Here is a 19,981-nt window from a genome sequence, read left to right on the forward strand (position 1 = left end):
TTTCTCTTTCCGTAACGCGCCGGAAAAACACACTCTGAGTATCGGTTCCTGCGTCCATTCCGGAGAGCGCCCGCGAATTGCCCGGCCCGCCTGATCACGGGGAGTGGTCGCCGGTCGACCGTCCCCGGCCCGGCGGGTGGTGCCGAAGTGCTATGGTCATCTAGTGTCTTAGTTGAGTAGAACAATTGGGAGGTGGCCGTGATCGAGTTCCGGGTGGACCGGGCGCTCGGCCTCCCCGCGTACCTGCAGCTGGTCCGGCAGGTCAGGGAGGCGCTGCGGCTCGGCTGGCTGCGGCCGGGGGACCGCTTGCCGACGGTGCGGGACGTGGTCGCCAGCAGTGGCGTCAACGCCAACACCGTGCTCAAGGCGTATCGCGAACTGGAGCACGCGGGGCTGGTCGAAGCCCGTCAGGGGTCGGGCACCTTCGTCCGCGCCTCGCTCGGTTCGGTCGACGCCGCGGTGATGGCGGGCCTGCGCGACCGCCTCACCGAATGGGTGACCGCGGCCCGTGCGGCCGGTTTGGAGGACGAGGACGTGGACGCGTTGATGCGAGCGGTGCTCGCGGGGGAGACGGACAACCGAGTGGAGGGCGCATGACCGCCGTGGTGGACCGGCCGGGTACCGCGATCAGCGTGGACCGGCTGGCGAAGAGCTTCCGCGGCCCGCTGCCGCGGCGAGGGGTGAACGAGGCGCTGCGGAGCTGCTCGTTCGACCTGCCGGTGGGCAAGGTGGCCGCGCTCGTCGGCGCGAACGGGGCGGGCAAGACGACGCTGCTCACCGTGCTCGCCGGCCTGCTGGCCGGGGACGACGGGAAGGTGGCTGTCGCCGGGCGGACCGCCTTCGTCGCCCAGGAGAAACCGGTGTACCGGCACCTGACCGCGCTGGACATGCTCGGCGTCGGCGCCCGGCTGAACCTGGTCTGGGACCAGGACAAGGCGCGGAGGTGGCTCGACCGCTTCCGGGTGCCACTGGACCGGCCCAGCGGCAGGTTGTCCGGCGGGCAGCGCACGCAGGTCGCCTTCGCGGTGGCTCTGGGTTCGCGGCCGGACGTGCTGCTGCTCGACGAGCCGCTGGCCGAACTCGACCCGCTGGTCCGCCGCGAGGTGATGGCCGACCTGCTGGTCGAAGTCCAGGAATCCGGGATGACCGTGGTGCTGTCCACGCACGTGGTCGGCGAGCTCAGCGGGGTGGCCGATCACCTGCTGCTGCTCGACGACGGGCGGCTGGTGCTGGCGGGCGAGCTCGACGACCTGCTCGCCGGGCACGTCCGCTGCACCGGGCCGCGGGCGGAGGTGCCACCGGTGGCCGGGACCGTGATCGAGGCCAAGCACCAGGAGCGCCAGTCGAGCTTCCTGGTCGAACTGCCCGCCGGCGAGGTGCCGCGCGGGATCGCCGAGCCGTGGACCTCGCGGCCGGTCAACGTCGAAGAACTGGTGCTGGCGCGGCTGGCGCGGCGAGGGGAACGAGGATGAGCGTGATCACCGAAAGCACCGAGCCGCGGACGCGGAGCCGAGTCGGCTGGCCGGACCTGCTCTGGGTGACCTGGCGGCAACACCGCGCGCTGCTGCTCACCTCGATCCTGCTGACCCTGGTGGGGATCGCGCTGGCCCTGTCGATGACCGGGCTGCTCGCGTCCAGGAACCAGCCGATGGTGTCCCTCCTCGGCTTCGACGCGCTGACCACACCGGCGCGGTGGGTGCTGCTGGCCGAGCAGGGGTTCGGCGTGTTCATCGCGGTGTTCTGGGCGGCCCCCCTGGTCTCCGCGGAGTACGAGCGGCGGACGAACCTGCTCGCGTGGAGCCAGGACGTGTCGCCGCTGCGCTGGCTCACCGGCAAGGTCGCGCTGTTGCTGCCGATGGCGCTGGTGCTGGCCGGTGCGGTCGGGTTCGCCGGGAAGGTGGTGGCCGACCACTACCACCACGACGACAACTTCCGGCAGTTCGACGCGGCGGTCTTCGAGGCCTCACCACTGCTCCAGGTGGGTTTCGCGGGGTTCGGCTTCGCGCTCGGGCTGGCGTTGAGCGTGATCACCCGCCGCACGGTGCTGTCCATGGCGCTGACACTGGGGATCTTCGCGGTGGTCCGGTTCGCGCTGATCCCGGCCCGCCCGTACTACCTGACGCCCGAGCGCGACTTCCACCCGATCGGCCAGCCTGGCTGGCTGGTCACCGAGCACGACATCTGGCTCGACGCGGGTTACCTGAACACCGCCGGTGAGCAGCTCGAGTTCCCGCCGGTGTGCCAGAACCTGGGCTCCGGCGTGCCAGGCGGGCGTGATGAGTGCCTACGGGGACAGGGCATCGTGGGTGTCTACTACGACTACCAGCCGGCTGGACGGGTGCCGGTGTTCCAGCTCATCGAGTTCGGCGTCTACGCCGCGCTGGCGGCGTTGCTGTTCGTGGTGACCTGGCGGGTGGTCCGGCGGGTGCAAGGCTAGGGAGCGGCCCGGTGGCAGGCGTGGTTTGGTGTGCGGCATGTCGTCCTCCGACCAGCGGGAGCTGGAACGCGCGCTCGGCGTGCCGGTCACCGCCTGCCCCCGGGCCGGGGAGTTCCACAACCTGCACTACCGCGCCGACGGGATCTTCATCAAGGTTCTCGACAATCCCGAGTGCCACCGGCACGCCGTCCAGGCCGCGCCGCTCGCCGAGGAACTGGTGCCGCGCACCCCGCGGCTGCTCGGGCACGGCGACCTGGGCCCGGACCGCTGGTGGCTGTCCTATGAGTGGGTCGACCTGGCCCAGTTCGAACCGGCCCCGGCGGCGGTCGAGACGGCGGGGGAGATGCTCGGCCACCTGCACCGGGCGTCAGCGGGCATGGGACTGGACGATCGGCTGGACCGCCTGGACCTGCGTACCGAGATCGACCATCGGCTGTCCGTGCTGGACCGGATCGACGGCGCGGCCGCCGACCGGGTCCGGAAGGTGCGCGACCGGTTCGACGGCGTCGAGCTGACCGGGCAATCGGTGCTGCTGCACGGAGACGTGCACTGGAAGAACTTCGGGGTGGACGCCGACGGCCGGATCTGGTGGTTCGACTGGGAGGACGCCGGTTACGGCCACCCGCTGCTCGACTTCGGTGAGCTGGCGGACTTCCCGCTGTCCGAACCGGCCGTCCGCGACGCCTTCCTGCGCGGGTACCACCGGCACGCCGAGCCGGTGTACCCGTGGCCGGAGGCGATGTCGCTGGTCCGCCTGCACACCGCGGCCGGTGTGCTGGTCTACGCGCTCGCGCGGGACCTGCCGAAGTTCGCGCAGCAGGGGTACGCGCTGCTGGCGGCCCTCGAGGCGTCCCCGGGGGCATGAAGGTTCTCTCATCTGCCGCTCACCAGGCCGTCATGCGAGGTCAGGACGGTGGAACGGGTGAGAACCGAGCTGAGCCTGCTCACCGGGGAACCGGCGGGTGAACTGCTGACCGCGGTGGTCGGCCAGGCGGGCGGCACCCTGCTGGACTGGGCCGCCACGCAGGTCGACCACCAGCCGCGTGGCCGGACCACCGTCGGCTACACCGCCCGCGTGCGGTGGGGCGACGGCACCGAGACCGGTGAAACCTTCGGCGCGTGCTCCGGGCCGCTGCCCGAGGGCGTGGTCCGGTTGAGCGACGGGGTCACCGACATCGGCGTCTGGCGGTTCCCGTTCGATCCGGAACTGCCCGCGTTGCGCACCGCCTTCGACCCCGTGGGCATGCGGCGCCTGGTCGAAACGCCGGACTGCGTTGCGATGGCGAGGTCCACCTGCGGGTGCGGTCGTACCGGCCACGGCGGCGTGCGGTGATCGAGGTGACCACGCCCGACCGGCGGCGCGTGTTCGTGAAGGTGGTGCGGCCATCCCGGGCCCGTGACCTGCACGAACGTCATCGCCTGGCGGCTTCGGCCGCGGTCCCGCAGTCACTGGGCTGGACCGGCGACGGACTGGTGCTGCTGGCCGGGCTGCCCGGCCGGACACTGCGCCAGGAACTGCTGTCCGACGACGTGGTGACCCTGGACGCCGGGAGTGTGGTGTCGGCATTGGACAGTCTGCCGCCGGAACTCGCGACCGGGCCCCGGCGCCGCACCTGGGGGCAGAAAGCCGGTCACTACGCCGAAGTGATCGCCGCCGCGGCACCGGAGTTCGCCGGACGGGCCAGGGCGGTGGCCCGTGCGGTCGACCACGACCGTCCACAAGGGCCGGACGTGCCGGTGCACGGTGATCTGTACGAGAACCAGTTGATGGTGCGCGACGGCCGGGTTACCGGCCTGCTCGACATCGACGGGGCCGGGCGCGGCGAGCGGCTCGACGACGCCGGTTGCCTGCTCGGTCATCTCGCCGTGCTGGCCCAGCTTCGGCCTCTCCGTGAAAAGTCCATTTTGGACGTAGGCGCGACTCTGGAAAAGAGGTTCACCGCGGATCTCGACCGGGAGGCGCTGGCTCTTCGTGCGGCGGCCGTGGTGTTGTCCCTGGCCACGGGACCACATCGCGTGCAGGAGGCCGACTGGCGGCACCAGACCGGGCGGCGCCTCGCGCTCGCCGAACGGCTACTGGATGAAAAGTCCTTCACCCGCAATGGGGTGGCCGTTTCATCTTCGGCCTGAAAACTGGGTCTTGTCAGCGAGGAAAGGAAGTCAGAGATGAACAAGCGACCGTGGCTCATCGCCGGAGCGACCATCGCGCTCGCCGGGTTCGGCACGGCGGTGGCCACCGCCGACAGCGGCCCGACGCTCAACGACCCGCAGCAGGCACCCGTGGTGCAGCAGGTCGACGCGCCCCCGGCGCCCCCGGTGGCGGTGGATCAGTCGCCGGAGTCCGCCGACTCGCCCGCGGCTTCGCCGGTCGACTCGGCCGATTCCGCCGCGGACTCGCCGGACGACGCGGCTCCGGGCCAGCCGGGCGCGGGCGACCAGGGTGACGACACCGCGAACACGGCCGACAGCCCCAACTGATCCGGGGTCAGCCCCAGTGCGCGGGCCGGGCCAGGGACGGCGGCAGCTTCGTGCTGCCGTCGCCCTTGGCGGCGTCCAACTGGGACTGGATCAGGAAGATGCTCTCGGTGAGATCGGCGCCACGCACGTCCGCGTCACGGAAGTCGGCGCCGATCACGTCCGCCAGCCGCAGGTCCGCACCCCGCAGATCGGCGGCGATCAGGTAGGCGCCCCGAAGGTTCGCGCCCGTGAGGTTGGCGTTCTTCAGCCTGGCGCCGATGAGATCCGCGCCACGGTGGTTCTTCTTCTTGCCCTTCACCGAAGCGCGGGCGAGTTCGCTGGCCCGCAGCAGCAACGCGTTCGCTTCGCCGCGCAGGCTGTCGACGTCGGTCTCCCGCAGTTCGGCCGGATCTTCCTTGGTGCGCAGGTCGATCCGCTCGCGGAGCTCGCTCAATCCGTTGTGGACCGGATGCGCCTGGGGCAGGTCCAGTGCCGCGGTCAGGTAGTACAGCAGCTCGTGCAGGTGCCGCATGACCGGGAAGACCTCGAACATCAGCTTCGCGGTCTCCGGTGCCCGGCGCCAGTCTCGGCCGCCGAAGGTGATCTGCGAGACCTTCTGCCCGGCACCGAAGCAGTCGTACACCGTGCACCCGGGCATGCCGCGCGGGCGCAGTTCGGTGTGGATGCCGCAGCGGAAGTCTTCGCGCAGGTTCACGCACGCCCGGCCGGCGGGCTTGTCCATGGCGAAATCGGCGGATTTCGCGAAGGCCGGTGCCACGCAGCACAGGGCGAAGCACCGCGCGCAGTCGGCACGCAGGCCGGCGCGGTCGAGGTCGGGCAAAACAGGCTCCAGCTTCCGGGGACGTCCGGCCGAGTTTACCCGCTGAGCGTGACGAAGATCCGGGTGCAGCGGTCGACAACCTGCTCCTCGGTGAAGTCCAGGTCGCCGTCCAGCCACGCGGTCAGGGTCTGGTTCAGGCCGCCGACCAGGAACTCGGTGTCCAGCGCCAGTGTCGCGTCCCTGCCGGCGCCGTAGAACTCGCGCACCTGCGCGCCGAGCAGCCCGGCGAACATGCGTGCCGACGCGGCCCGCCGTTCGGCGAGCACCGGCAGGTTGAGCTTCGGGGAGAACAGCAGACGGCCCCGGCGGGGGTCCTCCGCGACCAGCCGCACGATGTTGGCCAGCCCCGCTCGCACCCTGGGGTGGGCCTCGGCGGGCGCGGCCTGGACCGCCGCGAGCGTGGTCTCGGCGATCTCGCCGACGACGTGGTCGAACACCGCCGCGGCCAGCGCGTCCCGGTCGGCGAAGCTCTCGTAGAAGTACCTGGCCGCGAGCCCGGCGGCCTTGCAGGCGCCGCGCACGGTGAGCGCCCCCTCGGTGCCGAGCAGATCGAACCCGGCCGCGACGAACTGCGCGCGGCGTTCGGCCTGGCGGTCGCCACCGGCCACCCCGCCGTAGACGCGCAAGGACGAGTTCTCCATGGCCCCATCTTGACAGGTTCCGGCGGCAGGCGGTCTCATATCTGCGAACGGACGTGAGCAGAATTGGAGCCGCGGGATGCCCGAACTCGAGGACGCCGTGCTCGGTGCGGGCCTGATGGCGGGCACCGCGAACGTGATCATGCAGCTCGGCAGGCCCGGCGTCGGGTACGGCGTGGCCGAGAGCCGGGTGCACAGCGGGAACGTGTTCCAGCACCCGGTCAAGCGCACCCGGACCACGCTGACCTACCTCGCCGTGGCCACGCTCGGTACCGACGAGGAACGGCGTGCCTACCGGCGCGGGGTGAACCGGTCGCACGCGCAGGTGCGGTCCACCGGATCGAGCCCGGTGCGGTACAACGCCTTCGACGAGGACCTGCAGTTGTGGGTGGCGGCCTGCCTGTACAAGGGTTTCGAGGACACCTACACGGTGTTCGGCGAGCCGCTGGACGACGAGTCCGCCGACGCGCTGTACCGCGGCGCCGCCACCTTCGGCACCACGCTCCAGGTGCGGCCGGGGAGCTGGCCCGCCGACCGGGCCGCTTTCACCGAATACTGGGAGAAATCACTCGACCGGGTCGACATCGACGACCGCATCCGCGCCTACCTGACCGACCTGGTCGAACTGCGCTTCCTGCCCCGGTTCGCACGCGTGTTCGCGCCGTACCACCGGTTCGTCACCACGGGCTTCCTGCCGCGACGCTTCCGCGAGGAGATGAGGTTGCCGTGGACCGCCCGCGACCAGCGCCGGTTCGACGCGCTGATGCGCGCGTTCGCCGTGGTGGTCCGCTTTTCGCCGAAACCGCTGCGGCGGTTCCCGTACAACCTCTGCCTCTGGGACCTCCGCCGTCGCCTCGCCGCCGGCCGTCCGCTCGTCTGATCAACCCCCGAAAGGTGCCCGATGACCGACCAGGAAGACTTCGTCCAGGCGATCGGCGAGTTCTGCCGCCGCGAGGTGGACCGCAAGCAGGGCCCGCACAGCGACGAGCTGTACGGCAAGCTCGCCGATCTCGGCTGGCTCGGCCTGTCGTTGCCGGAGGAGTACGGCGGGAGCGGCCGCGGCATGTCCGACCTGGTGCTCTTCCTGGAGGAGACCGCGTTCTGGCGGGCCCCGATCGGCGGTTTCGCCACCACGATCATCGCCGCCGCCGCGTACGAGAAGTTCGGCTCGGAACAGCAGAAGCGGGAAATCCTGCCCGCGGTCGTGGGCGGCTCGGTGCTGGCGATCTCGATGTCCGAGCCGGAGGCCGGTTCCGACGTCGGCGCGCTGAGCTGCCGGGCCGAGCGCCGCGGGGACGGCTGGGTGATCAACGGCCAGAAGACCTGGTGCTCGAACGCGCACTACGCCGACCACATCCTGCTGGTCGCCCGCACCTCGCCGGGCCAGGGCAAGCACGAGGGCATGACCATGTTCTCCGTGCCCGCCGGCGTCGACGGACTGGCCGTGCACGGCATCGACACCATGGGCGGCAAGGAGGTCAACGACCTCTACTTCACCGACTGCGTACTGCCCGCCGACGCCGTGGTCGGGCGCGTGGACCACGGCTGGCGCCAGCTGATGACCGGGCTGAACCTGGAGCGGATGATCCTGGCCGCGGTGATGCTCGGGACCGCGCGACGGGCGTTCGAGGACGCGCTGGACTACGTGCGCGAACGCCGTCAGTTCGGCAAGCCGATCGGCAGTTTCCAGGCGCTGCGGCACCGGCTCGCCGACCACGCCACGGAACTGGAGTGCGCGCGGCTGCTGGTGCACGACGTGGCGCGCAAGATCGAGGAGAGCCCGGACACCAGCCTGCCGCGCGAGGCGTCCATGGCCAAGCTGAAGGCCACCGAATTCGCCAAGGCGATGGCGCTGGACGGCATGCAACTGCTCGGCGGGTACGGCTACGCCACCGAATACGGCATGGAGGCGCTGCTGCGCTCGGCGGTGGTGTCCACTGTGTACGGCGGCACCAGCGAAATCCAGCGCGACATCATCGGCAAAACCTACGGGCTGTGAGCCCGCGCCGGTGTAGCCTGCGCTGTTGTGGAAGACGAGGTCGCGGCCGGGCTGGTCCTCGATGCCGCCGAAGAACTGTTCTACGGGCGCGGGATCCAGGCCGTCGGCATGGACGCCGTGCGGTCGCGGTCCGGGGTGTCGCTGAAACGGCTGTACCGGTTGTACGCGTCCAAAGACGATCTGGTCGAGGCCTACCTGACCCGGCGGGACGAGCGCTGGCACGCGCGGCTTTCGGCATTCGTGTCCGCGGTACCCGAGGCGGATCGCCCGCTCGCGGTGTTCGACTGGCTGGCGGTGTGGTTCGCCGAACCTGATTTCCGCGGGTGTGCGTTCGTCAATTCCTATGGGGAGCTGGGTACCACTTCGGCGCGGATCGCGGAAATCTCGCGGCAGCACAAACGGCGTTTCCGGGCCTATGTGGAGGGACTCGTGGCCTCGGCGGGCGGGTCGGCCGGGCTGGCCGCGCAGCTGGTGCTGCTGGCCGAGGGGGCGATGGTGGTGGCCGGGATGGAGCCGGGCCCTGAGCCCGCCGCCGATGCTCGGCGGGCCGCGGCGTCGCTCTTGCGCTGAGAACCCTCGTTCTCCTAGGGTGAGTCCGGTGGAGAACGTGCGTTCTCCGGATCGCTGGAGGAAGTCATGGCCGATCGCCCGCCGCTGCCGCCGTTCACCCGGGAAACGGCGATCCAGAAGGTCCGGCTGGCGGAGGACGCCTGGAACACCCGCGACCCGGAGAAGGTCGCGCTCGCCTACACCACCGACACCCGCTGGCGGAACCGCGCCGAATTCGCCAACGGCCGCGCCGAAGTCGTCGCCCTGCTCCGCCGCAAGTGGACCGTGGAACTCGACTACCGCCTGATCAAGGAACTCTGGGCCTTCGGGGACAACCGCATCGCCGTCCGCTTCGCCTACGAATGCCACGACGACGCCGGCAACTGGACGCGCAACTACGGCAACGAAAACTGGGAGTTCGACGAGCACGGCCTCATGCGCACCCGCCACGCCTCCATCAACACCCTCCCCATCCCCGCCTCCGCCCGCAAACTCCACTGGCCCCCCGGCCCCCGCCCCACCACCCACCCCTCCCTGACCACCCTCGCCCTCTAACCACCCCACCCCCACCCTCAAACCCCCGAGTCCCACCCTCAAACCCCCGAGTCCCACGTTCAGCCACCCGAACAGCACTTTCAGGCGCCCGAGCCCACTTTCAGGCACCCGAGTTCTACGTTCGGGCAGGCGAATCGCACGTTCAGGCACCTGAGTTCTACGTTCGGGCAGGCGAATCGCACGTTCAGGCACCCGAGTTCCACACTCAGGCACGCGAACCCCACGCTCGGGCACCCGAACCGCGCGTTCAGGCACCCGAGTTCTACGTTCGGGCACCCGAACCGCACGTTCGGGCACCCCGAGTTCTACGTTCCGGCACGTGAACCCCACACTCGGGCACCCGAGTTCCACACTCAGGCACGCGAACCCCACGTTCAGGCACCCGAACCGCGCGTTCAGGTACGCGAACCTCACGTTCAGGCAGCTGAAGCCCGCATCCGCGCCCCCGAGTCTCACGTTCAGGGAGGCGAGTCGGGCACGCAGTAAGGAGCCTGCCAGCCGAAAGGCCCGCGAGCAGGCCGAACGGGCACACCACCGCCGCCCGGACCACGAGCCCTGACCGGGGGAGACCCAGCCCACAAGGGGCCATCGCGACCAATACCCACAGGGCGAAGTGGGGGTATCCGGGGAATCTCCGGGGTCTCACCGATGCGAACCCGGCGCCGAGGCCGCATGGTGGAGGTATGACAACACCGACGAGGACACTGACCAGGTCGAGGGACAACAAGGTGATCGCCGGCGTCTGTGCGGGGATCGCCCGCAAGATGGGCTGGAAGCCCCGCACCGTGCGGATCCTGTTCGTGGTCTCCTGCGTCCTTCCCGGCCCGCAGTTCCTGATCTACCTCGCCCTCTGGCTGATGATGCCCAAGAGCAACTACTGAGCCCGGGTCACACGAGCGTCGCCGCCCATCTGCCCAGCCAGTGTTCGCGCCAGGCGACGGTGACCTCGTGGACCCGCGCGGTCTCCGGCAGCTCGTCGAGTTCGGCCTTCCACGCGTCTTCCAGGCTGACGCACAGCGTGGAAGGACCGGCCTCGACGTTCGTCCTGGGGAAGCGCGCGTGGACGACGTCGAACGGCACGGAGAGCTTCCCCCGGCCCCGGATGATGGAGTTGCCGAGGTCGCGGCACACGAGGTACTCGATGTTCGGGGCCTCCCCTCCGGCGAGTTCCTCCCCGGCGAGGCCGACTTGGCCGAGGGCCTGCCGCAGCGCCTGCATCGGCTTGGCGAGGCCGTCGGCCGCCCGGTCCATCTGCCAGGAGAACCAGATGCCGAGCCGCTCGGCGTTCATCGTCGGGACGGCGGGCAGCAGCGGACCCGCGAGGGTCTGGTAGTCGCCCGCCCGCTCCTGGATGTAGGTCCTCGTGTCGAAGGTGATCGGCGCGGGCGGGTTCGCCGACACCCCTTTCAGGATCTTGGACATCGTGTCGACCGGTGACTCACCGGCGCCGAACCGGTGGACCAGTTCGCCGTCGGGCACCTCGGCCAGGCCGAGTTGCACGTGGACGAAAGCGAGGTCCTCGAGCAGCGCGCTCGAAGTGCCGACCACGCCGACCGCGGGGAAATGGGTGAGCAGGCGCAGGAGAGCCGTCGTCGAACCGACCCTGGCGGGACCGACGAAGGTGACCGGCAGGATCGTGCGGATCGGCTCACCGGCGTGGACGCCGTTCTGCTGCCTCGCCGGTGGTTTCGCCGGGTGGATCTCGTACCAGTTGCCGGTCCGGTAACCGAGCCGGGTGTCGGCGAGCCACCAGCGGTAGCCGTGCTTGTCGCAGTAGGCGCTGAGCTGCTCGGCGAGTTGGAGCACGATCTTCGCGCTGGGTGTGCGCAGCGCGATGGCGAACCGGACCGCGAACGACGAGGAGGGCGGGATGGTGCCGTCACCGTCTTCCGCGGACTCGTCGATCGGGAGCTGCGCGGCGGACTGGACGAACAACAGCGGAGCCTGGGCGTCCGCGGCCAGTTGCCCGATCTCGAGCAGCAGTCGTTTGACGCGCAACCCGTCCGGCAGGGTCAGTGGGCCGGGCGGGCCGACATCGAGTGAGATCAGGGCCTCGAACCGGCGATCGGATTCGGACAGGAAGGTCAGGTTCGGCCGGGCCGACCCGCGGAACTCGTAGTTCCCGTTCTCGTGCTGGTGAAAGCTCACGGCCGGTTCGGTGGTGCTGCCGCCTTCGCGGACGCGCAGCTTCGGCGGAACCGCCTCGGTGCGGGTACCGGCGAGCAGTCCGGCGCCGTTCACGCTCGACGAGAGGGTTTCCAGGAACCGCCGATTGTCCGAAGTGGACACTTCGCGGAAGAAGTAACCCGGCTCGTCCCGCATGTGGTGCACCTCGAAACTCACCTCGGCCAGCGGCTGCCGGAGTGACGAATAGCCCGCGCGAGCCAGTTCGGCCAGTGCTTCGCTCGACGGGCGTGCGCTCCCGGTCATGGCTGCCGCTCCGAGCTGTGGAATTCGACGTCGGGTGCCGGAGGCTTGTTCCGGCGACCGTTCGTCCACCGCGGTGCCTGGGTCCGCCGCAGGTCGTGGCTCTTGAACTGTTTTCCCCGGCCACTGCGCCGCCACCAGGTGGTGACCACGGGCGCGGTCACCACCCCGGCCGCGAGCAGGGGGAACACGCTCGCGCCGAGTGCGATCCCGGCCAGCCACCCGGCCGGGGCCTTGGCGGCCACCGCCGCCGACAATGCGGCCATGGCGACGATGCAGGTGTAGGCGGCGAGCCGGGGCAGCCTGCGGAGCTGACCCGCCACCGAGTGCCGGTCGGGCAGGGGAAGGCGGGTGTAGAGGAAACCCGGGATCAACAGCAGCACGGCGATCAGGGGACCGGCCTGGGGCAGGTCCGCCAGCGGACGCGGGGTGTCACCCCAGTACGGCCACACGTCCAGTGCCGCGAAGGCGGCCACCCCGTAGGCGATGATCGCGACGCTCAGCGCGTACCAGAAGATGCTGGTGTGGCCGGTCGGCGTCGCGTCACGCAGGACCATCCCTGCCCGGGTCTCGATCTGCGCGCCCGCCAGTGACCGAGTGGGGCGCCTTCGCCAGTACGCGTTGGCCTGGTTGCCGATGGGGTCGTTCTCCATCGACAGGTCGTCGAACAGTTCCTGCTCCTCGATCTCCTCGGCGGCGCGATCGAGCTTGCCCGCTGTCGACCCGAGGTTCCCGGTCGGCAGGTCCGCGCCCGAACCGGCGATCCTGCCCATCGCGTCGGCGGCGGCGAGTTTCGCTCCGTCGAGCCGGAGTCCGGCGTTGTCCGCGTCCCAGCGCCTTCTCCGGAGCAGGTCGCCGAGCAACCGCAAGGTGCTCTGCAGCTTCAGTTCGACGATCCCGGTCGCGCTTCGCTCGCGGGCGAAGAGGTCCTCCTGACGCAGGTGCTGGGCCAGCGTCCGCAGGTCGTCGGTGAGCTCGGTGGTCAGGGTGCGGTCGGCGTTGGTGGTCAGGTACATGTGCTCGATGTGCACGGCGGGCTCGGTTTCGACGACCAGGTGGTACGAGCGCAGGTTGGCCGGGATGGCGCCGTGGTAGTGCACCAGGTACCCGCGGCCGTTGGTGTGCAGCGCGCCGGGGAGGAAGAACCGGCTGCGTTTCGGGGGATCCACCCGGAGCGGCGAGTCGTAGGTGAGTAGGTGGTCGTTCGTGGTGGCGTCGAGCGAGACGACGAGTAGTTGCTCGTTGAGCGCGATGTGGAGCAGTGCGAAGTAGTCCTGCAACTGTTCCCCGTAGCGGGGTTTCGTCAGCAGGCCGATGAGCTTGCGGCGGATATCCCCGTCGGTGCCCGCCGGCGGCCTGGCGTCCTCCGAGGCCGCGCGCGGTCCCGGCTGGTTCCGGTCGGTGAGCAGCGCCAGCAGCGCGGCCTGGATCAACCACCGCTGGCGGTGGTCGTGGTAGAGCAGTTTGCCGAGTTCACCGCCCTGGCGGGCGTCCGGGAAGCTGGTCAGGATGCCTCGGAACAGCCGGTACAGGCCGGACGCGAGCAGTCGTGAGGTCTCGAACTGGGTGAGGCGAGGCAACTTGCGCCCGCCTTCGTCCTTGACGTCCACCGGTGCCGCGGTCGCGCGCGGGATGCGCGCGACCGGGACCCACAGCGAGGCCGGGCCGTCCTTCGCCGTGACGGGGTGCCCGTGACTGGCGAGGTCCTGGAACATCTTGGCCGCGTGCCGCTGCCCTTCGTCCAGCATGCCGAGGTTGATGTCCACCTCGGCGGTGCGGCGGGCCACCCGGTGCCCGGTGATCGCGATGCGTTCGGTGAGCCTGCGGACGTGGTTCAGCCGCAGGCTGGTGTCCAGGAACGACAGGCCGACGGCGGCGCCGTCGAGCGACAGCCGCGGTGGCGCGCCGGGCACCGGGACCGTCCGGATGGCTTCCTCGAGCAACTCGAACCCCTCCACCGACTTCCTCCCTGCACGTCGTTGGCTGGAAGTCGCGTGGTGCACGGTGCCGGTTACCGGCCGCATCCGGTTTGTTCCCGCTTCGGAACAATGGGACTAGGCCATTCTCACGAGACGGCTAGCCGGGGAGGTACCTCGGTGCCCGCCGTACAGGCGCGGCGTTCTCGAAGGCGGCGGCCAGGGAGAGGACGTCGGCGTCTGCCCAGCGGCCGGCGAAGAGGGAGACGCCGATCGGCAGGGCACCGGCGTATCCGGCGGGCACGCTGACGTTCGGGTAACCGGCGACCGCGGCCGGGGTCGAGGAGCCCAGTTCGAAGGCGTCGCCCTCGCCGTATGCGGTTTTCCACGCTGGGCTGTTGGTGGGCGACACGATGGCGTCGAGGTCGTGAGCCGCCAGGGTTTCGTCGATGGAGTCGCGTGCCAGCGCGGTCGCGGTCCGGCGTTGTTCGCGGTAGCCGGGGTCGTCGGTGCCGGGCGCGGTCAGCGCCTGCTCGAACAGTTCCTGCCCGAACTTGCTCAGCTCCACCGGATCCCGCCGGTTGAACTCGACCAGTTCGGCGATGCTCTGCGGCACACCCGGCCGCGTCCGCAGGTACGCGGGCAGGTCGCGGGTGAACTCACTGAGCAGCGCCGCGCCCTCCGCCGCGCCGATCTGGTCCTGGTAGGGCAGTTCCACGTCGATCACCTCGGCGCCGCGCGAGCGCAGGACGCCCGCGGCTTCCTCGACGACACGGTCCACATCGGCGTTGACGCCGCTCTGCCGCCACAGGCCGATCCGCGCGCTCTCCAGCGCGTCCGGGCGCAGTTCTCGCGCGTAGTCGGTGGGCTGGTCGGCGGGGTAGTCGGCGGTGGGCGGATCGGCGGGATCGCGGCCCTGCAACGCGGACAGGGTGATGGCCGCGTCCACCACGTTGCGCGCCATCGGGCCCGCGGTGTCCTGCTCGGCCGAGATCGGCACCACGCCGGTGCGGCTGACCAGCCCCAGCGACGGTTTCGCGCCGACCACGCCGTTCGCCCCGGCCGGGCAGACGATCGAGCCGTCGGTCTCGGTGCCGATCGCCACCTGCGCCAGCGAAGCCGCGACCGCCGCGCCGGACCCGGACGAGGAACCACACGGATTCCGGTCCAGCACATGGGGATTGTGCGTCTGACCGCCGACGCCGGACCAGCCGGAGGTGGACTTGGTCGACCGGTAGTTGGCCCATTCGGACAGATTCGCCTTGCCGAGGATCACCGCACCGGCGGCACGCAGCTTGCGCACCAGCGTGGCGTCCGCCGCCGGGGGCTTGCCGCGCAGCGCCCGCGAACCGGCTGTGGTGTCCAGGCCGCGGGTGTCGACGTTGTCCTTCAACAACACGGGAATGCCTTCGAGCGGACCGCGGGCGTGACCGGTGCGGCGCCGCAGATCACTGGCGGCGGCCTGCGCGATCGCCGTCGGATCGACCGCCAGCACCGCACGCACCTTGCGATCCACCGTGGCGATGCGGCCGAGGTACCGGCCGGTGAGCCCGATCGAGCTGAGCTCGCCGCGGTCCATCAGGCGCTGCAACTGCGGGATCGTGCTGCGGTCCAGGTCGAGCCCCGGCGTGGCGGCCGCGGGGGCCGGGACCGCGACGCCGACGGCGAGGACGAGGGACAGCGAGACCAGCCGGAGTAAGCGCACACCGCACCCAACCCGCCCGGCCACGCGGGCGTCAAGAGCAGGAGCAACGGAAACAGGCCATGAGTGGGGCATTCCTTGGTCGTCCACCGGTCGGAATGCCCCACCCATGGCGGGACGCGAGGGGGCTGCTCGGGGGTGCCCCCTCGCGGGTCAGGGGGCGTCGGTGCCGAGGGTGTAGGCGCCGGAGCCGCTGTAGGCGTGCACCCGCCAGCGGTAGGTGCCCGCGGTGCCGGTGTAGGTCACCGTTTCGCTCGCTTCGGGCGTGGTGCCGCTGGCCACCGCGGTCCAGGTGCTGCCGTTCAACTTCTGCAGGTACAGGTCGAAGTCGGTGCCGGACGGACCGGCCAGGCAGCCGCGGTGGACGCCGGTGGCGGTGGTGGTGTACGAGCCGCCGTTGGGCTGGATGGCGTTGGCCCCGCTGGAGAGGTTGCCGTTGTAGGTGTTCTCGGCGTCGTCGCAGTCGCCGCCCGGCGGGTTGCCGCCGCCGTCGGTGACCAGCGTCAGCCCGTAGGTCTGCAGGATCTCGTTGACCGGCTGGAAGTAGGTCGTGCCGCCCGAGCTGCAGTTGCCGGAGCCGCCGGAGGTCACGCCCTGCGCCTGGCTGCCGGAGATGGCCGAGCCGCCGGAGTCGCCGGGCTCGGCGCAGGCGTTGGTGCGGATCAGGCCGCTGACCGTGCCCTGCGGGTAGGTGACCGAGGAGTTGCGGGCCTGGATGGTGCCGCAGCGCCAGCCGGTGGTCGAGCCGGACCGGCAGATCGACGAGCCGACCGGGGCGTCCTGCGACCCGGCCACCGCGACCCGGCCGCCGGAGTAGTTGTTGACCGCGCCGACCGGGGTGTTGCCCGCGGCGACGCGCACGTGGGCGTAGTCGTTGCCGGGGAAGCTGGAGCCGGCGAACTGGCCGGTGGGCTGGCTGGTGCTCGCGCCGGTGTTGCCGCAGTGCCCGGCGGTGACGAACCCGTCGGTCACCGAGAAGCCGACCGAGCAGCGGGTGCCGCTGCCGATGTAGTAGGCGTTGCCGCCGACCACGTCGATCAGCGGGCGCGGGGACTCGGCCGAGGCGACCACGGTGACCGCGTCCGCGGGCACCCCGCTGTCGGCGACGAACGAGTGCGCGGCACCGAGGGCTTCACCGCGGGAGAGCACGACGATCCGGTTGCTGGAAACGTCCACGTACCACCCGGCCACCGTGCGCGGACTGGTCGCGCTGCGACTGTCCAACTTGGACTTGAGTGCGTCCAGCTGGGCTTCGGTGCGGCTGACCACCACGGCCTCGGCGCCATCGGCGCGGGCCGTGCGCGCGGCGGCCTCACCGGTCACCGCGACGACCAGCTTCTCCTTGCCGGGGTCGTACCAGGAGCCACCGTAGCCCTGGGAGAGCTTCTTGCGCAGCAGGCGGTCGGTCTTCGCGGCACGGTCCTCATCGGACAGCCGGGCGGCCGCTTCGGTGGCGCTGATGCCGAGGTCTCGCTGCATCGCGCCGAACAGTTCGTCCGAAGTGCCCGCGACGGCGGCGGTGACCGTCATCGCGGTGAGCACACTGGTGGCCGCGGCGGCGGCTCCGAGCAGGGCGACCAGGCGTCTGGCCATGCTGGGCTCCTAGCGGTGGAGGGGTGGGGTTAAGCGACGTTAACCTCGCCTTCCACACGGCGGGAGATACCGTTTGCGTCATACCACCGGCGTCGGGCCCGGCACGCCGAATTCGGGGTGTTCGCGCAGGAAGGCCGAATACCGGGGGCTGCGCGCGGTCACGTCGCGGTAGGCGGCCCTGGCCAGTTCCAGCAGCCGCCCGGCGAAGGCCGCGGCCGCGCCGTCGGGGTGCCAGCCGAGCAGGTTGCGCCACCGCAGGGGGTTGCCGGCGATCGGCACCGCGCGCACGCCCGGCATCCGGCGGAACATCGGCTGGCACAACGCCACCGCGTCCCCGGACTCCACCAGGTCGATGCAGCTGTTCACGTCGGTCTCGTACAGGGAGCGCGGGGCGAAGCCGGCGCGGGCGCAGGCGGCGGCGAAGCAGTCGCCGAAGCAGCCGTCGCCCGGGGTGGCGCCCCAGTTCGCCTCGGCCAGGTCCGCCAGGTCGACGGCCGGGGCGGCGGCGAGCGGGTGGTCCTCGGACAGCAGCACGAACACCGGGTCGGTGGCCAGGGTCTGCCAGGCCAGTCCCGCCTGGGCCGGGGGAGGGGCGTCCCCGCAGACTCCGGCCAGGGTGAAGTCGAGGCGGCCCTCGGCGACCATCGCGGCGAGTTCGTCGGCCGACCACGAGACGTGCGTGGTGATGCGCAGGCCAGGAAGACTGGAATTGAGCTGGTGCACCAGACCGCCGAGCACGTGCCCGTTGGCGGAACCGAGCCGGAGCCGGGCCGGGGTGTCGCCGGGTTTGGTGGCGTTGGTCAGCCGGGCGGCTTCTTCTTTGAGCGTGGACACCGCGGGCAGCAGCAGCCGGGCACGGGAGAGCACCAGTTCGCCGAGCGGGGTGGGCCGCACGCCACGGCGGTCGCGGTCGAACAGCGGCCCGCCGAGGGTGCGTTCGATGCGGTGGAGCTGCGCGGTGAGCGCGGGCTGCGCCAGCCCGAGCGCCGAGGCGGCCTTGGTGATGCTCCCGGCTTCGGCGACGGTGCAGATGATCCGGAAATGGCGCAGCTCCAGCTCCATACGCCCACGTTAGGTGCCGGGAGCGGGCCGCGACAGCCCTCGGACTACTGCACTCTGATGGCGCGGGCTACGTAGGCCGGATGGAGCAACGCCGCACGCCCGCCGCGCCGGAGCGCGACGGGCGTGCGGCGCCGGTGTCCTACTTGACCGGTTCTGCCAGGGTGTCGACGCCCGGCACGCCCCGGCCGCGCAGCGAAGCGCCCTTCGTCTCCGGGACGAAGATGAGCGCGATGCCGCCGACCACGCAGGCCGCCATCATGTAGTACGCCGGGAAGATGTTGTCCCCGGTGGCGTCGATCAGCGCCTCGTTGACCACCGGCGCGGTCCCGCCGAACAACGCGGTGGACACGTTGTAGGCGATGGCGAACCCGGCGTAGCGCACGTGCGTCGGGAACATCGCCGGGAACATCGCCGAGATCGTGCTCAGCTGCGGCACGTAGAGCAGGCCGAGGATGGCGAAGGCCAGGACCGCCGCGCCGAAACCGGTGCCCATCAGCTTGAACAACGGGATGGCGAGCACGAACAAGCCGATGATCGAGACCCACCACAGCGCCTTGCGGCCGACCCGGTCGGACAGCGCGCCGGAGAACGGCAGCAGCACCATCATCGCCAGCTGCCCGATGATGATCAGCGTCAGCGAGTCGTCCGCGGACAGCTTGAGCTGGCCTTCCAGGTAGGTCGGCATGTAGGCCAGCAAGGTGTAGTTCACCACGTTGAGCGTGACCACCAGGCCGACCAGCAGCAGCAGCGGCTTCCAGAAGGCACCGAGGTCGCGCAGCTGGGTCGTGGTCTTCTGCGCGGTCTCGCCCTTGCGCTCCAGCTCGCGGAAGACCGGCGTGTCCTCCAGCTTGCTCCGCAGGTAGAGCCCGACCAGCCCGAGCGGCGCGGCGATCAGGAACGGCAGGCGCCAGCCCCAGTCGCCCATCGCCTCCGCGCTGAGCGTCTTCTGGAAGACCAGCACCAGCAGGGCGCCGAGGGTGAACCCGGCCAGCGTGCCGAACTCGAGGAAGCTGCCGTACTTGCCGCGCTTCTTGTCGGGGGCGTACTCGGCCATGAAGGTGGCCGCGCCGCCGTACTCGCCGCCGGTGGAGAAGCCCTGGATCATGCGGAGCACGATCAGCAGGATGGGCGCGAAGATGCCGAGCGTGGCGTACCCGGGCAGCAGGCCGACGCAGAAGGTGGCGCCGGCCATCAGCAGGATGGTGGTGGCGAGCACGCGCTGGCGGCCGATGCGGTCGCCCAGCGGGCCCCAGACCATGCCGCCCAGCGGGCGGATCAGGAACGAGACGGCGAAGACGAGCAGGGCGCCCAGCGTCGAGGCGGCCGGGTCCTCGCTGGGGAAGAACTGCTTGGAGATGTAGGTGGCCGTGTAGGCGTAGACACCGTAGTCGAACCACTCCGTGGCGTTACCGATCGCGGAGGCGGCGATCGCCTTCCGGAGCGTTTTCTTATCCGGTTCCACCCCCGGGCCGGCGGTCCCGTCGTGCTGGCTGACCATGAATGATCCTCCGAAATCTGGAAAGCAGTGCAGCTGGTCGTTCGGCCCCCGATACCGGTCGAACGCTGTTCATGGCCGTGCACCGCGCCCTCGCGTGTGTGGTACGGCTCGTCGATTCAAGCACCTCACCAGCGATTTCGCTGGCCGATCTTCCTCCCCGTCCCCTCGTGCCTATGGCGTCGGGGAAGGACCCTGGCCAAACGAGGGGTTCTTGTCAAGTTCACGCGCCGATAATCCGCTTTGCACCGTGCGGAATTCCCGCAGTCCCCTCCGGACTGTCCACAATGGAATCAGTGGTGAAGTACTG

At 70.5% G+C, this 19,981-nt stretch carries 20 protein-coding genes; 12 read left to right on the forward strand and 8 right to left on the reverse strand.

Annotated features, from left to right (window positions below):
- Nucleotides 1-198 precede the first annotated feature (198 nt).
- Genes JOM49_RS22735 through JOM49_RS22765 form a run of 7 tightly spaced genes read left to right on the forward strand, consistent with a single transcriptional unit; the run spans nucleotide 199 to nucleotide 4,915 of the window.
- Nucleotides 199-597 (forward strand): GntR family transcriptional regulator, encoded by a 399-nt coding sequence (locus JOM49_RS22735; protein ID WP_209671495.1) that lies wholly within the window; start codon nucleotides 199-201, stop codon nucleotides 595-597.
- On the forward strand, nucleotides 594-1,472 hold the full coding sequence (locus JOM49_RS22740; protein ID WP_209666262.1) for an ABC transporter ATP-binding protein: 879 nt from the start codon (nucleotides 594-596) through the stop codon (nucleotides 1,470-1,472). Before JOM49_RS22735 ends, JOM49_RS22740 begins: the two co-directional genes overlap by 4 nt.
- Entirely contained in the window at nucleotides 1,469-2,437 is a 969-nt protein-coding gene (locus JOM49_RS22745; RefSeq protein WP_209666263.1) for an ABC-2 membrane transporter-related protein, read from the forward strand. Before JOM49_RS22740 ends, JOM49_RS22745 begins: the two co-directional genes overlap by 4 nt.
- 37 nt (nucleotides 2,438-2,474) lie before the next feature.
- Nucleotides 2,475-3,302, forward strand: coding sequence for a phosphotransferase family protein (locus JOM49_RS22750; protein WP_209666264.1), 828 nt, complete (start codon nucleotides 2,475-2,477; stop codon nucleotides 3,300-3,302).
- Between the two features lie 48 nt (nucleotides 3,303-3,350).
- Nucleotides 3,351-3,770 carry a hypothetical protein gene (locus JOM49_RS22755; RefSeq protein ID WP_209666265.1) on the forward strand — a complete coding sequence of 140 codons (420 nt, stop codon included), beginning with the start codon at nucleotides 3,351-3,353 and terminating at the stop codon, nucleotides 3,768-3,770.
- Nucleotides 3,771-3,775: 5 nt separating this feature from the next.
- The gene (locus JOM49_RS22760) at nucleotides 3,776-4,567 is read left to right on the forward strand and encodes a phosphotransferase (RefSeq protein WP_209666266.1); all 792 of its coding nucleotides are present in this window, start codon (nucleotides 3,776-3,778) and stop codon (nucleotides 4,565-4,567) included.
- Nucleotides 4,568-4,603: 36 nt separating this feature from the next.
- Entirely contained in the window at nucleotides 4,604-4,915 is a 312-nt protein-coding gene (locus JOM49_RS22765) for a hypothetical protein (protein ID WP_209666267.1), read from the forward strand.
- 7 nt (nucleotides 4,916-4,922) lie between these two features.
- On the opposite strand, the gene JOM49_RS22770 is transcribed toward JOM49_RS22765, so the two are convergent.
- Nucleotides 4,923-5,735 (reverse strand): pentapeptide repeat-containing protein, encoded by an 813-nt coding sequence (locus JOM49_RS22770; RefSeq protein ID WP_209666268.1) that lies wholly within the window; start codon nucleotides 5,733-5,735, stop codon nucleotides 4,923-4,925.
- A gap of 35 nt (nucleotides 5,736-5,770) precedes the next feature.
- Entirely contained in the window at nucleotides 5,771-6,376 is a 606-nt protein-coding gene (locus JOM49_RS22775) for a TetR/AcrR family transcriptional regulator (RefSeq protein ID WP_209666269.1), read from the reverse strand.
- A gap of 76 nt (nucleotides 6,377-6,452) precedes the next feature.
- Between JOM49_RS22775 and JOM49_RS22780 the strand changes: the two genes are divergently transcribed.
- The 5 genes from JOM49_RS22780 (at nucleotide 6,453) to JOM49_RS22800 (ending at nucleotide 10,357) form a co-directional block, all read left to right on the forward strand.
- Nucleotides 6,453-7,253 carry an oxygenase MpaB family protein gene (locus JOM49_RS22780; protein WP_209666270.1) on the forward strand — a complete coding sequence of 267 codons (801 nt, stop codon included), beginning with the start codon at nucleotides 6,453-6,455 and terminating at the stop codon, nucleotides 7,251-7,253.
- Between the two features lie 21 nt (nucleotides 7,254-7,274).
- Entirely contained in the window at nucleotides 7,275-8,372 is a 1,098-nt protein-coding gene (locus JOM49_RS22785; RefSeq protein WP_209666271.1) for an acyl-CoA dehydrogenase family protein, read from the forward strand.
- Between the two features lie 27 nt (nucleotides 8,373-8,399).
- Nucleotides 8,400-8,942, forward strand: coding sequence for a TetR/AcrR family transcriptional regulator (locus tag JOM49_RS22790; protein ID WP_209666272.1), 543 nt, complete (start codon nucleotides 8,400-8,402; stop codon nucleotides 8,940-8,942).
- A 66-nt stretch (nucleotides 8,943-9,008) separates the two neighbouring features.
- Nucleotides 9,009-9,476: a nuclear transport factor 2 family protein gene (locus JOM49_RS22795; RefSeq protein ID WP_209666273.1), complete on the forward strand. Its 468-nt coding sequence runs from the start codon at nucleotides 9,009-9,011 to the stop codon at nucleotides 9,474-9,476.
- Nucleotides 9,477-10,159: 683 nt separating this feature from the next.
- The gene (locus JOM49_RS22800; protein ID WP_209666274.1) at nucleotides 10,160-10,357 is read left to right on the forward strand and encodes a PspC domain-containing protein; all 198 of its coding nucleotides are present in this window, start codon (nucleotides 10,160-10,162) and stop codon (nucleotides 10,355-10,357) included.
- Between the two features lie 7 nt (nucleotides 10,358-10,364).
- Here the strand turns inward: JOM49_RS22800 and JOM49_RS22805 are convergent, their stop codons facing one another.
- The 6 genes from JOM49_RS22805 to JOM49_RS22830 form a co-directional block, all read right to left on the reverse strand.
- Nucleotides 10,365-11,906 carry a hypothetical protein gene (locus JOM49_RS22805; RefSeq protein WP_209666275.1) on the reverse strand — a complete coding sequence of 514 codons (1,542 nt, stop codon included), beginning with the start codon at nucleotides 11,904-11,906 and terminating at the stop codon, nucleotides 10,365-10,367.
- Nucleotides 11,903-13,861, reverse strand: coding sequence for a hypothetical protein (locus JOM49_RS22810; protein ID WP_209666276.1), 1,959 nt, complete (start codon nucleotides 13,859-13,861; stop codon nucleotides 11,903-11,905). The genes JOM49_RS22805 and JOM49_RS22810 overlap by 4 nt, the downstream gene beginning before the upstream one ends.
- 118 nt (nucleotides 13,862-13,979) lie before the next feature.
- A complete protein-coding gene (locus JOM49_RS22815) occupies nucleotides 13,980-15,524 on the reverse strand; it encodes an amidase (protein ID WP_308158842.1) in 1,545 nt (514 codons plus the stop codon).
- Between the two features lie 150 nt (nucleotides 15,525-15,674).
- Nucleotides 15,675-17,114, reverse strand: coding sequence for a S1 family peptidase (locus JOM49_RS22820; RefSeq protein ID WP_209666278.1), 1,440 nt, complete (start codon nucleotides 17,112-17,114; stop codon nucleotides 15,675-15,677).
- A 78-nt stretch (nucleotides 17,115-17,192) separates the two neighbouring features.
- On the reverse strand, nucleotides 17,193-18,176 hold the full coding sequence (locus tag JOM49_RS22825) for a LysR family transcriptional regulator (protein ID WP_209666279.1): 984 nt from the start codon (nucleotides 18,174-18,176) through the stop codon (nucleotides 17,193-17,195).
- Between the two features lie 139 nt (nucleotides 18,177-18,315).
- Nucleotides 18,316-19,674 carry an MFS transporter gene (locus JOM49_RS22830; protein ID WP_209666280.1) on the reverse strand — a complete coding sequence of 453 codons (1,359 nt, stop codon included), beginning with the start codon at nucleotides 19,672-19,674 and terminating at the stop codon, nucleotides 18,316-18,318.
- Nucleotides 19,675-19,981: the final 307 nt, after the last annotated feature.

The sequence above is a fragment of the Amycolatopsis magusensis genome, assembly GCF_017875555.1.
Classification (GTDB): Bacteria; Actinomycetota; Actinomycetes; order Mycobacteriales; family Pseudonocardiaceae; genus Amycolatopsis; species Amycolatopsis magusensis.